This is a genomic window from Bacillus spizizenii TU-B-10, from assembly GCF_000227465.1.
GTDB lineage: Bacteria > Bacillota > Bacilli > Bacillales > Bacillaceae > Bacillus > Bacillus spizizenii.
This window is the reverse complement of the sequence record NC_016047.1, coordinates 1,675,457-1,687,697: the sequence shown is the minus strand read 5'-3', so window position 1 is coordinate 1,687,697 and position 12,241 is coordinate 1,675,457. Positions and strand designations below refer to the sequence as shown.

General features: G+C 42.7%; 14 protein-coding genes. 3 read left to right on the top strand and 11 right to left on the bottom strand.

The genetic code is table 11. The features are described from left to right. Nucleotides 1-37: 37 nt before the first annotated feature. From pbpB to GYO_RS30495, 6 genes are all read right to left on the bottom strand, one after another. Nucleotides 38-2,179, bottom strand: a complete 2,142-nt coding sequence (pbpB, locus tag GYO_RS30520; RefSeq protein ID WP_014113707.1) for a penicillin-binding protein 2B — start codon at nucleotides 2,177-2,179, stop codon at nucleotides 38-40. A 5-nt stretch (nucleotides 2,180-2,184) separates the two neighbouring features. Beyond that, nucleotides 2,185-2,538, bottom strand: a complete 354-nt coding sequence (gene ftsL, locus GYO_RS30515; RefSeq protein WP_003221405.1) for a cell division protein FtsL — start codon at nucleotides 2,536-2,538, stop codon at nucleotides 2,185-2,187. Nucleotides 2,539-2,577: 39 nt separating this feature from the next. Continuing rightward, nucleotides 2,578-3,513, bottom strand: a complete 936-nt coding sequence (gene rsmH, locus GYO_RS30510; protein ID WP_014113706.1) for a 16S rRNA (cytosine(1402)-N(4))-methyltransferase RsmH — start codon at nucleotides 3,511-3,513, stop codon at nucleotides 2,578-2,580. A 69-nt stretch (nucleotides 3,514-3,582) separates the two neighbouring features. Then, nucleotides 3,583-4,014 (bottom strand): division/cell wall cluster transcriptional repressor MraZ, encoded by a 432-nt coding sequence (mraZ, locus tag GYO_RS30505; RefSeq protein ID WP_003221402.1) that lies wholly within the window; start codon nucleotides 4,012-4,014, stop codon nucleotides 3,583-3,585. 125 nt (nucleotides 4,015-4,139) lie between these two features. Next, on the bottom strand, nucleotides 4,140-5,759 hold the full coding sequence (gene bshC, locus GYO_RS30500; protein ID WP_014113705.1) for a bacillithiol biosynthesis cysteine-adding enzyme BshC: 1,620 nt from the start codon (nucleotides 5,757-5,759) through the stop codon (nucleotides 4,140-4,142). Between the two features lie 70 nt (nucleotides 5,760-5,829). Then, complete coding sequence (locus GYO_RS30495) at nucleotides 5,830-6,726, bottom strand: 2-dehydropantoate 2-reductase (protein ID WP_014113704.1); 897 nt, start codon at nucleotides 6,724-6,726, stop codon at nucleotides 5,830-5,832. Between the two features lie 159 nt (nucleotides 6,727-6,885). On the opposite strand from GYO_RS30495, the gene GYO_RS30490 reads away from it, so the two are divergent. Next, nucleotides 6,886-7,368, top strand: a complete 483-nt coding sequence (locus GYO_RS30490; RefSeq protein WP_014113703.1) for an N-acetyltransferase — start codon at nucleotides 6,886-6,888, stop codon at nucleotides 7,366-7,368. 57 nt (nucleotides 7,369-7,425) lie between these two features. Here GYO_RS30490 and gerR read toward each other — a convergent pair whose 3' ends face one another. From gerR to GYO_RS30475, 3 genes are all read right to left on the bottom strand, one after another. Beyond that, nucleotides 7,426-8,007 carry a sporulation-specific transcriptional regulator GerR gene (gerR, locus tag GYO_RS30485; RefSeq protein WP_014113702.1) on the bottom strand — a complete coding sequence of 194 codons (582 nt, stop codon included), beginning with the start codon at nucleotides 8,005-8,007 and terminating at the stop codon, nucleotides 7,426-7,428. Between the two features lie 145 nt (nucleotides 8,008-8,152). Further along, the gene (gene rpmF, locus GYO_RS30480) at nucleotides 8,153-8,332 is read right to left on the bottom strand and encodes a 50S ribosomal protein L32 (RefSeq protein WP_003154457.1); all 180 of its coding nucleotides are present in this window, start codon (nucleotides 8,330-8,332) and stop codon (nucleotides 8,153-8,155) included. Nucleotides 8,333-8,353: 21 nt separating this feature from the next. Further along, nucleotides 8,354-8,872: a YceD family protein gene (locus GYO_RS30475; protein WP_014113700.1), complete on the bottom strand. Its 519-nt coding sequence runs from the start codon at nucleotides 8,870-8,872 to the stop codon at nucleotides 8,354-8,356. Nucleotides 8,873-8,899: 27 nt separating this feature from the next. Here GYO_RS30475 and GYO_RS30470 point away from each other — a divergent pair, with 27 nt between their 5' ends. Then, on the top strand, nucleotides 8,900-9,085 hold the full coding sequence (locus GYO_RS30470; protein ID WP_041520944.1) for a hypothetical protein: 186 nt from the start codon (nucleotides 8,900-8,902) through the stop codon (nucleotides 9,083-9,085). Further along, nucleotides 9,082-10,329, top strand: coding sequence for a nucleotidyltransferase (locus GYO_RS30465; RefSeq protein WP_014113698.1), 1,248 nt, complete (start codon nucleotides 9,082-9,084; stop codon nucleotides 10,327-10,329). Before GYO_RS30470 ends, GYO_RS30465 begins: the two co-directional genes overlap by 4 nt. A gap of 16 nt (nucleotides 10,330-10,345) precedes the next feature. Here GYO_RS30465 and ddcP read toward each other — a convergent pair whose 3' ends face one another. Continuing rightward, nucleotides 10,346-11,371 (bottom strand): protease DdcP, encoded by a 1,026-nt coding sequence (ddcP, locus tag GYO_RS30460; protein WP_014113697.1) that lies wholly within the window; start codon nucleotides 11,369-11,371, stop codon nucleotides 10,346-10,348. Nucleotide 11,372: 1 nt separating this feature from the next. Beyond that, complete coding sequence (locus tag GYO_RS30455; protein WP_014113696.1) at nucleotides 11,373-12,155, bottom strand: patatin family protein; 783 nt, start codon at nucleotides 12,153-12,155, stop codon at nucleotides 11,373-11,375. Between the last annotated feature and the right edge of the window lie 86 nt (nucleotides 12,156-12,241).

Below are 12,241 nucleotides of genomic sequence, written 5' to 3'. Positions count from 1 at the left end.
CATAATGGGGAAAATCCCCGGCAAGCTTTCTTTCTTTTTAATCAGGGTTTTTAAACTTAACCTTGATAACGTTTTTTCCTTTTATTTCTTTGTCCTTCTTGACGCTTTGGCTGACAGCGTAGCCTTGTCCGCTTACTTCAATATGAATTCCCGACAGCTCGCCGTACTGAAGAACCTCTCTTCTCGACCAGCCTGTCATATCAGGCATTTTGATTTTACCGCCCGTCTTCAGAAAGACCTTCTGATTGGTGAGAACTTCCTCATCCGCTTTCGGATACTGTTCTTTTACAGCGACATCACTGCCGATGACAATCGGTGTGAGATTCTCTTCTTTTGCTTTCTTTTGAGCAGCAGTAACCGTTTGATCTGTTAAATCAGGCATCGTCTGCGCTTTTGTTTCTTCCTTATCTGAGTCAGATTTTTCAGTTGGTTCGATGTTCAGGTAGTGCAGGCTGTTTTTCATTGTTGGGTTGAAGATTTCAGAAACTGGATTTGAACCTGTTTCATCATTCTCTAATTGCGGCTGCTGCACTGCAACATAGATCAACAGTTGAGGATCATCTTTAGGCGCCATTCCCATTACAGAAAATACGTAATTATCGCGGCCAGATAGATAACCGTTTTGTCCGGCAATTTGTGCGGTTCCAGTTTTAACAGCTACATCAAAACCTTCAATTTTATAAGGCTGTCCAGTACCGATATCAGATGTAACAACATCACCTAAAATATTACGAACCTTTTTAGCGGTGCCTGCAGAGATTGGCGTACCAGCTGACTGAGGTTTATTTTGATAAATGGTTTTCTTCGTATCAGGATCAACAATATGGTCTATGACGTAAGGTTTCATCATTTTACCGTCATTTGCTATTGCAGTCGCAGCCTGCAGCTGTTGAATTGGTGTAACAGCAGAAGCTTGACCATATGCAGTCGATGCTTTATCAAATTCATATTTAAAGTTTATTTTACTTGATACTTCATTCGGCAAGTCAACACCTGTTTTTTGATAGAAATTGAATTTATGAAGATATTCATCAAGACGGGTATAGCCCAGCTTTTCATTAGCCAATTTGGCAAAAGCCACATTAGAAGACCTTACTACACCATCATGGTATGTTGTTGCCCCCCAGCCTACCCCGTCATTATGGTCTTTTACTATTCCTCCGCCTACTTTATATGTTCCGGACTTGTACTTTTCATTGCCGTTATACACATTCTCCTGTATGGCAGCAGCGAGTGTAAAGATCTTCATCGTTGATCCAGGCTCATACGCATATGAAATTAAATCATTATAGTAGTTCGTCACATCGCGCGTGTTCGGATCAAAGCTTGGGCGCTGCCCCATGGCAAGCACTTTGCCCGTTTTCGGATCGACGACTGCGGCCATGATTTTTTTCGGATTATACTTTTGCGCTACTTTTGTCATGCTGTCTTCCAAAAAGGTTTGAATTTTCTGATCAATGGTTAAATATACATTGTCACCATTTTTTGGCGCTGTAATTTTATTTTTGCTGTTCGGGAGCTCCCAGCCGGATTTGTCGCTTTCATATGTCACATATCCGTCCCGCTCCTTCAAATACTTATCCAGCACTTTTTCTAATCCCATCGCGCCGGAAATTTCATTTGTTTCTTGATCAACCTCGGCATAGCCGATTAGATTAGACGCAAATACTCCGTTTGGATAGTAGCGTTTTGTATCCCGTAAAAATGAAATACCCGAAAGGTTCAGCTTTTCGATTTTTTGCTTTTGCGAATACGTAATATCCCGGCCCGCTGAGCCGAACTCAACTTGTTTCGCATCCTTATTTAAGATATCAAGGATGTCAGCCTTGTCCATCTTTATCACTTTAGACAGCGCTTCCGCGGTTTTTTCTTTGTTTTGGACATGCTGAGGATGCTTAACATCAGTCGTCATTTTTTTATCGAGAATGGCAATCAGCTTATACGTCGCTGTGTCCTCCGCAATCACTTTTCCTTTTCGGTCTAAAATCGAGCCGCGGCTCGCCTCAATGGTCCGTTTCTTTTCATGCTGCTCTGTCGCTTTTGTCGCAAGCACTTCGCCGTCCGCTTTTCCGGTTATTTGAATATATGCCATTCTGCCCAGGATGACAAAGAAAAAGAGAGCGAAACAAATACTTAGAATCGCTGCTCCTCTATTCATAAATTTATTCTTTTTTGGCATTTGAATCATTCCTGTATGTTTTTCACTTTTTTATCTTTTAAATTCAAGCCGTTCTTTTTCGCAATGTCCATAATACGCTGCGGTTTGCTTAAATCAGCAACATTTTTTTCGAGGTCACCAATTTGCTTGTTTTCGGCTGAAATTTGCTCCTCAAGTTTTTGCACCTCAATATTGGTTTGATATGCCGCATACGCCTTCGATACAATCAAAAGCGATACGCTGAGCACCGCCGCAGCAAAGAGGACAAGGAGCACTTTTTCTCCGAGAGTAATGGAAGCCCTTTTCTTGACAATCACTTTTTTCTCAGGACTGATCGCATGCCGCTGCTGTTTCTCTGGTTGGTAAGCTAAATTGCTCATAGGCTGATGACCTCCTTTTAATTTTGCTTTCGCGTTTTGTTATTTTCTTTTTTCGGCAATCCGAAGCTTTGCAGAACGAGCCCGGTTGTTTTCTTCAAGCTCTTCTTGAGATGCCGTAATCGGTTTTCGTGTGATGAGCTTTAACTCCGGTTCAAATTCTTCCGGTATGACTGGAAGACCCGGAGGAAGTTCCGGAAGTGACGACTTTTCTTTAAAAGTGGATTTGCAAATTCTGTCTTCAAGCGAGTGGAAGGTAATGACTGATACCCTTCCCCCTGGCTTCAGAACCTCAATTGCTTGCTCCAAAGCCTCTTCAAACACCTTAAGTTCATCGTTCACGGCAATTCTGATTGCCTGAAACACGCGTTTAGCAGGATGTCCTCCGCTCCTTCTCGCTGGAGCGGGAATCGCGTCTTTTATTAGATCGACCAGTTGGCCCGTAGTTTGAATAGGAGATTTGATTCTTGCCTCCTCAATCTTTCTGGCGATCTGTTTACTGAACTTTTCTTCGCCGTATTTAAAGAAGATACGAACGAGATCCTCATAGCGCCACTCATTAACGACTTCTTTCGCCGTAAGTGTGGCCGACTGGTCCATCCTCATGTCCAACGGTGCGTCATGATGGTAACTGAATCCGCGTTCCGGTGTATCCAGCTGCGGAGAAGACACCCCTAAATCAAATAAAATACCGTCTACTTCAGTAATGCCTTGTTCATTCAAACATTCTTTTAAATACCTGAAATTGCTTTTAATCAGAATAAGCTGCCCTTTATAATCGGACAACGCTTCTTTCGCATGCTGTAATGCCATATCGTCTTGGTCAAAAGCGATTAAACGCCCCTTCTCGGATAACTGCTGCAATAAGTATGTACTGTGCCCAGCTCCGCCGAGTGTGCAGTCTACATATGTACCGTCCGGTTTAATATTGAGCCCGTCTACGGTTTCACGAAGAAGTACTGTCTTGTGTTGAAACATAATGTGTTGGTCCCACCTTTTATCAGGATGAATTGAAATTGTTTTTAGAGTGTTATACACGAAGAATCATTATATATCAAACCCAATCATGTTTTCAGCAATTTCAGCAAATGAATCTTCTTGCTCTTCTGTGTATTGTTCCCAAATTACTTTACTCCACAATTCAATTCGATTAGAAACCCCGATAACAACACATTCTTTTTCCAGTTTGGCGTAATTCAATAGAGATGATGCGATATTTACCCTGCCTTGCTTGTCCAGTTCGCATTCAGTCGCCCCTGAAAAGAAGAAACGGGTAAACGCGCGGGCATCTTTTTTAGTGAGAGGAAGTGCTTTTAGTTTCTCTTCAATTTGTTTCCATTCGTGCATAGGGTAGCCGAAGAGACATTGGTCAAGCCCTCTAGTCAGCACAAATTGCTCACCCAGGCCTTCTCTGAATTTAGCGGGTACGATCATGCGGCCTTTCGCATCGATGGTATGCTGGTATTCACCCATAAACATGATCTCTTGCCCCACTTTCTCTCCTTAACTCACCACTATCCACCACTTCTCTCCACAACTTCATTTTACACTGTTTACCCATAAAAAAAAACCCTGAACTAGTCAGGGTTCTTTAAAACTTTATTTCAAAGTTTGACAACTTGATGTTGATTTTGAAAAGAAAATGGCAGATTTTTGAATGATGTGAAGAATTTTGGACCGTACCTGTTTAAATAATACATAATATTCCAAATTCGTTCTTGCGGTGCAAGAAGCGGTTTAATACTATTTTGGATTCTCTCATAATCCTTCAAGACGTAGCCTTCTTTTTCTTCAATTCGCTTCGTCACAGTACGCTCTAAGAACTGAAGCTGATCCTGAATAAAGGCGGCATTTTTCAGGAGTAAAGGTTCCATGCTTTGATCAACCTTTAACGCCTCCTGCCGGACCGTTTTGTGAATCGCTTCAATTTGGCTTTTCGCCTGATCCATCACTGCGGTAAACTCTTCCGGAATCTGATGCTCAAAGTATGTCTCTCTTTGATTCTCCGTTCCGCGTTCAATCGCGTCTTGTAATGGGATATTCCGTTCAAGCAGTTTTTTCTCAATATGCCGTTCAAGTATCGTAATGTTCAGCCTTGGCATAACAGGAGGCATTTTAAAGCCCATCACCGCAAAGGCCTGTTTGAGCTCACCCCAATAGTTGATTTCTCCGGGCCCTGCAATAAATGCTAAAGTCGGAATGAGGTATTCCTGCATTAACGGCCTCGTCACAACATTGTTGCTGAAGCGCTCAGGATGCTCTTCCATATGTGTATAAAGTTCATCCATCGTCCATCCGAGATCAAGCTCATTGATGACAAAACGGCCGTTGTCTTTTTCAATTAAAAAACGCTCTTCTTCATATTCATAAAACAGATTCGCCTGTTCTTTTCCGGACTCGATAATCGGCTTGTAGCCTGCTTCACGCATGAAGGCCTGCTGATCTGAAACCGCGCGGGCGAGTTCATCATTTTCCCGAAGAATCTTTTGGAACATGGCCGTTTCCAGCTTTTTAATCCCTGGATCTCCAGAATTTAATAAAACTAAACCCTCCTCTTGGAACAGATCCGCGATCAACAGTTCAAAGAAGTCAGTGAATGTAACGGATTCCCTTAAACATCGTTTTACATTGTCGAGAAGTGCATTCGTGTGGTCAGTTTCCTCAAAAGCGGCAAATACATCATCTATCCACGCGGCACATTTTTCCTGATCAAGCGATGTGCTCGCTGCCGAAGATTTCTTCCAATAAGACTGAGGCAGCTTTTTTTTCACAGGCCCGTTCTCTTCAGATGTATGAACAAAATTAATCTCATCCAAATCGTGGTCTTCTCCGGCCACCCAGAAAATCGGTATGACAGGCACTTGCAGTTGCTTTTCTTGTTCCTTTGCTAACACAATGATTGAAATGATTTTATGTATCGTGTAAAGCGGTCCTGTTAAAAGTCCGGCCTGCTGTCCGCCGACAACAGCGGCACTTGACGGGTCCTTCAGCTTCTCAATAGCAGACTGCATGGCACTTGAACCGAATTTGTTATGGTATGAGGTTAAGTACGCCGCCAATTCCTCTCTTGCGAAAAAACGGGAAGATAAGTCTTTCAGTCTTTCGCGCCAGATGTCCTTATTATGAATGCTGTAATCAAAAAAAGAAGACATTTCTTCTTTGCCATCTATATAGTGCTGTACAAACACATTCTGATTTTTGATGGAAAGTTCAGTTAGCTGCATCTTCTAGAACTTCCTTTCTCCAATAAATAGTTAGTTATCCGAAATGAGTATAGCATGTTACAGAAAAAGCTCAAAAGACTTTGTTTGTATTTCGCTCCAAAGCTTTAATGCTGCCGTATAAAAACTCCAGATGGACGGCATCAAGGCCGTGAAGGCTTGCTTCCTTCAATAAATATCCGATAATAGCGTCAGCTTCTGTCTGCCGGCCTTCAATGACGTCAACCAGCATAGAAGAGCGATTTTCTTTCGTTTGCCCGCAAACGGCCCGAACCCGCTCCCAAGCCTCAGCTTCGTCTTCAAGCTTTAAAATGAGGCAAGCCTCCTGAAAAACCAGTTTCATAAAAGCCAGATAAGCTGGCGTTGTCAGCAGTTCTCCATTTTTCACCTGCAATAACGCGGTTAACGGATTGATACAAGCATTTACAATCAGCTTGCCCGTCAGCAGGCGGTACCAATCCGTCTCATAACGAATTGGAAAATCCGAGTGGTTATGCTGAAGCAAGATGTTCAGCCGATCTGGTTCAGCTTCGTCGAACGCGCTCCATTTTATCGCACCTAAGCCAGTATGATCAACAGCTGTATCTGATTTTCTTACAGCTCCGTGCTCAACGATTCCAACATAAATGGAATGGCCAACGCGCCAGTCTTTTAGGTCGTGGATATGTCCCATGCCGTTTTGCAAAAATAATATGTTCGTTTTCCCGATCCGTTCAAGCCACGGAAAAACAGACTGAAGCTGATGCTGCTTCACTGTCACGACAAGAAGATCAAAATCCGAATTGATATTCGTGTCCGCACTGCAATCAGCGCTGAATTCTTCTCCGCCTTTATAAAGCCGTATCCCTTCAGACTGAATGGCCGCAGCCTGTTCTTTCCGCCTTGTCACAACAGTCACCTCGTGATGAAGTGACAAATAATAGGCGCATAAAAGACCGACGGAACCTCCGCCGATAATTCCAATTTTCATGATGTCACACCCAATTTAGCATTTACGTATTATCATAGCAGAAGTACGAAGAAATTACCGCTCAAAGATATCGTGTGCTTAAAATTAAAGTTTAAATATTTGGATTTTTTAAATAAAGCGTTTACAATATATGTAGAAACAACAAAGGGGGAGATTGGTTTGGTAAAGGTAGAACGTCTGCTCATCAACTATAAAACACTTGAAGAATTCAAGAAATTCAAAGAATACGGCATTCAGGAGCTTTCAATGCTTGAAGATCTTCAGGATAATATTATTGAAAATGACAGCACCTCGCCTTTTTACGGGATTTATTTCGGGGATAAACTTGTAGCGCGAATGAGTCTATATCAAGTTAACGGCAAATCGAATCCTTATTTCGACAACCGCCAGGATTACTTGGAACTGTGGAAGCTTGAGGTTCTTCCGGGCTACCAGAACAGAGGATACGGGACAGCGCTGGTTGAATTCGCTAAATCATTCAAAATGCCGATTCGGACAAATCCGCGAATGAAATCAGCGGAATTTTGGAATAAAATGAACTTTGAAACTGTTAAATATGATATGGCGCGGGACAAAGGGGAAAACCCGCTCATCTGGCATCCTGATATGGATCATGAAATGACACCCGGAGAATCTGCATAGAAATAAAAACAACCGGCCTATTCTTACTCTAGGGCCGGTTCATTTCAAGCCGTTTCATTACGTTTCTTGAGCCGCTTTTTTCATTCTTCCGTCTTCTTTTGAAACAACCATTTTTCTCGCCCGATCCATGATATCGATCAGTGCCTTGTAATCCTCTTCTGTCATCTCTAGCTGGTTCCTCAATGTTTGATTTTCACTCCGTAAATCCTCAAGCTCGTTTTGCAGCGTTTGGATTTGCTCCTTCAATTTTTCCCTTTCGAGCTGAAATTCTTGTGCAGACGGCGCTTCTTTGAATTGTTCGAGAAATTGAATCACATCCTGAATGGACAAATCTCGTTTTCCTTCTGACGCTGCCGCAGCAGTCTGCTTGACGGAATTCGGCATATTGACCGAATGAACGCCGATTTGCTTTCTCAGTTCTTTCCTCTGCTTTTTCGCAAGCTCTATGCCTGACTGGTATTGTTTTCTCACATACGAGTTCCACCTGAAACCACAGGCTGCCGCGGTTCTGGTCAGCGCCCTTCCAACCTCCTCAAAGGCGGAAAGCTGTGTTCCTCCCTCTCGAATATGACGAAGCACCACTTCTGCCAGCAGCAAATCCTCATCCTGAGTCCAAGCATCTTGTCTTGTAATGGTCAAATTCAATCTCCCTCCATGTCAGCTTATTTATCTCATACATATGCCGGTAATAGATTAGATAGACTATTTGCACTCACAAATTTTCCGCAAGCTGGCAGGGAGAGAAAAAGAAAAAGCGCAGGGCTTTCACCCTGCGCTTTTCTTATTAGTTACTTTTTACATTTATGTCTTTGCCGTTGTATGATCCGCATGCTTTGCATACACGGTGAGACAATTTCATCTCTCCGCATGACGGACATTCTGTCATACCAGGTACATTAAGTTTGAAATGTGTACGGCGCAATCTTTTCTTCATTTTAGAAGTTCTTCTAAAAGGTACAGCCATTATTCCCACCTCCTTAAAGAGTTAAGATTCATCATCTTGTTTTAAGAGCTTTTCTAGGGCTGCAAGTCTCGGATCAACTTGATTCTTCTTGTCTTCCTCCGAAATGACTTGCCAGTCCTTTCCTTCTTGAGGAGCAGCTCCTTTTTCTTGTTCAGATTCACAAAAGATTTGCATAGGGATTTCTAAAAGAATTTCTTCTTTCACGATCGGAGTTAAGTCGATAGTATCGTCCTCAACAATGTGAACGTCATCATCTTCTATATCATCCGTCTGATGAAATATAAACAGTTCTTTTGTTGAAATTTCAAATGGATACGGAACATCAACGAGTGTTCTTGAGCATGGCAAAATCATTTCGCCTGAAATTGTAAAATCAAACGAAACCTGTTTGGATTTGATATCCGCTCTGCCCTTCACCCGAACGGGAGAAATGCGGCGAATGTCAGAATTCACCTTTGTCAGCTCATTTAACTCAACTGTTTCATCAAACTCAAAACTTTGTTTCGGCATTTGATGCAGCTGATAAATCGTCCATTTCATTTGTATCACCTCATGAAAGCAACAAACATGATTATAGCTTTTAAGATTGTTTTTGTCAATATTTTTTCTTTACAGCATAATGCTGCCATTGAAGTATCGTTGACAGCGGAATATACGATGCATACACTTAAAATAAAAATAAGACGTAAGAGTTTTCATTTGCAAATGTACCATACGTTTTTAAACATAGCAAGAAAGGCGGAAAAAATATGAAAGCTGTCGGATTGGTGGTTGAATATAATCCCTTTCATAACGGTCACCTTTATCATGCCCAAACAGCAAAGCGGCAAACCGGATGCGACACGGCTGTTGCGGTAATGAGCGGACATTTTTTACAGCGCGGAGAACCGGCTGTAGTATCAAAATGGGCCCGAACAAAAATGGCGCTGCAAAACGGAGTCGATGTTGTCATTGAGCTGCCATATCTTTATGCGGTGCAAAAAGCGGACATTTTTGCACGCGGCAGTGTTTCCATCCTGAACAAACTTGGATGCGAGGCGCTGTTTTTCGGGAGTGAAAATGGTGATATTGAGCCGTTTTTAGAAACAGCAAGGCTTATTGATGAACATAAACATACATTTGATCAGCGTATTAAAGAAGAACTTAAAAAGGGTGCCAGTTATCCAGCCGCGGCAGCTATCGCATTCAGCTCCATTTTACATACCGAAAGTGCACTTGATTTGTCAAAACCAAATAACATTCTGGGATATCATTATGTAACTTCTATTCTTTCCGGGGGATATTCGATGAAACCTAGTACTACAGCACGCATCTCCTCGGACTATCATGATGCCGACCTTCCTGAAGGCGAAAACTATATCGCAAGTGCCACAAGCATCAGAAAAGCGATGATTGAACAGAGTCTTGATGCCTGCCTTCGTTTTCTTCCTGCTGCATCTGCACGTGAATTAGCACATTACCGCAAATCTTTCGGACTGTGGCATACACCTGAAAGCTATTTTTCTTACTTAAAATACAGCCTTTCAACTGTAACATCACAGGAATTACAGCAAGTATACGAGGTGGAGGAAGGCTTAGAGCACAGAATTCTACGTTCGATCAGAAAAGCCAGCTCCTATCAGGAATTTATGGAGCTGCTGAAAACAAAACGTTATACGTGGACAAGACTCCAGCGGATGAACACTCACATTTTAACCAGAACGAAAAAACAGGATATGCACAAGCTGCTTAAAGACGAAGAGGTGCCTTATATCAGGCTGCTCGGCATGACGAAAAAAGGACAGGCTTATTTATCGGAAAAGAAAAAAGCGCTGTCTGTTCCGCTTGTCAGCAAACTGTCCTCTTTCTCCCATCCAGCTCTCGATCTGGACATAAAAGCAAGCAGAATCTACAGCATGCCGATAGAAGAGCCGCTAAGAACTGAGTTTGACCTGCAAGAATACGGACATGCACCGATTCGATATGACGAGGATGAACAACGTTTTTTAAATATATAGAAAAAGCACCTGAGGATCAGGTGCTTTTCGCTTTCAGCTTATTCAAATAATCAATCGCATCCTGCATCATATCAACAGGCACAATCTTCATATTTGAGTCAATATCTTTTGCTGTTTTTACTGCGTTTTTATAATCGGAATTGCTGGCGCCATTTTGATTTGGCGCGAAGAAAATGTCTTTTCCAGCTTTATCTGCGGCGACGACTTTTTGATCAATGCCGCCGATCGGGCCTACTTTTCCATCAACATCAATCGTACCTGTTCCCGCAATATCGTAGCCTTTTGTTTCATCTGTTTTTGTCAGCTGATTATAGATTTCAAGTGACATCATTAAACCTGCTGACGGACCGCCGATATTTTCGATTTCAAAATCAATATCAGGTTCCACTTTGACGTTTCTGTCCGTATAGAGCGAAACTCCGATTCCTGCCCGATCTGGCTCATCAGGAAATTGTTTTAACGTAAGGGCGACACGCTTTACTTTTTCTTCTCTTTCGATTTTTAACGTGACTTTATCTCCAGCTTTTTTGCTGCTGATATAATCAATCAGCTTTTCAGCAGACTGATAGTTTTTGCCGTCTGCACTGATGATTTTATCACCGACTTCTATTTTCCCTTTTGCAGGCATGTTTTCTACAACCGAGCTTGCGTATATGCCGTTAAAAGAATAGCTGACTTTTTTTCCTGCCTGTTGATAGGCGGCTATAACCGCGTTTTCTTGCGAGCTTTGCATCATTTGGAGCTGCCTTTTCATATACTCCTTATCTGATTCACCTTCTTCCTTGATGCTCTCATCAGGAACAATTTCATAATAAGGGTGCATCTTTGCCCACACATATGTAAACGGATTAGCCGGCCCCACTTTGACAGTCATTAAGGACAGACTCCCTGTTTCCGGGTAGCCTCCCTCCACTTTTATCAGTGAAGCAAGTTCTGTCGCTTCTCCCGGTTTTGTAATATAGTATGGAAGTTTTATAAATGATAAAACGGCAATCAGAATGAGGATGACAAGCATCCAACTAAAATGTTTTTTACGTAGCAAGTTATGAGCCCTCCCAATTCTCTATTTCTTGTCTTATCTTGCTGATCATTCGGTTTGTCGCCTCCTCGCCTGCCGATATCATTGCTTCAATATTGGCAAACGAGCTTGAGCTGTATGTTTCAAGAGAAGGGCGAATCATGATATCTGCGGCGATTGTTTGATGTCGCACCAATTCATTTTGCAGTATATCCATACTTTGCATAATCACATCAAAAATATGCGCCGCCGTTTCGGTTTTTCGAACCCTGGAGACATCCGAGGCGATGATGATGTCAGCCCCCATGTCTTTTACAACAGAAACCGGAATTCGGTCGACGACCGCGCCGTCTACAAGAAGGCGTCCGTCCAGCCTCTGCGGAATAAAAATACCCGGTATGCTGATGCTGGCCCGCACCGCATCTGATACTGACCCTTTACGGAACACAATCTTTTCTCCTGTCTGTAAATCACACGCAACAATACCCAGCGGGATTTGGAGCTCTTCGATCGGTTTTCCGAATGTATAAGCATGTACAAGCTGCCTGACGCGGTCACCTTTTAGAAAACCGAGTCTGGGCATCGTATAATCAGCATAAAGCCGCCGTTTAAAGGCTTTGGCGACTTTTCTCATCGTTGCCACATCATGGCCGGCGGCATAGAAACTGCCCACCAAAGCGCCCATGCTGCTCCCCGCAATCATATCTACTTCAATTTGGTGCTTATGTAAACTGGAAAGCACACCGAGATGAGCGAGCCCTCTGGCCCCTCCCGATCCTAACGCTAACCCGATTTTAGGTTTGGCCAACGCGTTAACCTCCTGCCTGAATTCCCTGTATACCGAATTCTATGGTCTAAACTGCACCCCTATGCTCGTATATTAGTACAAAGAAT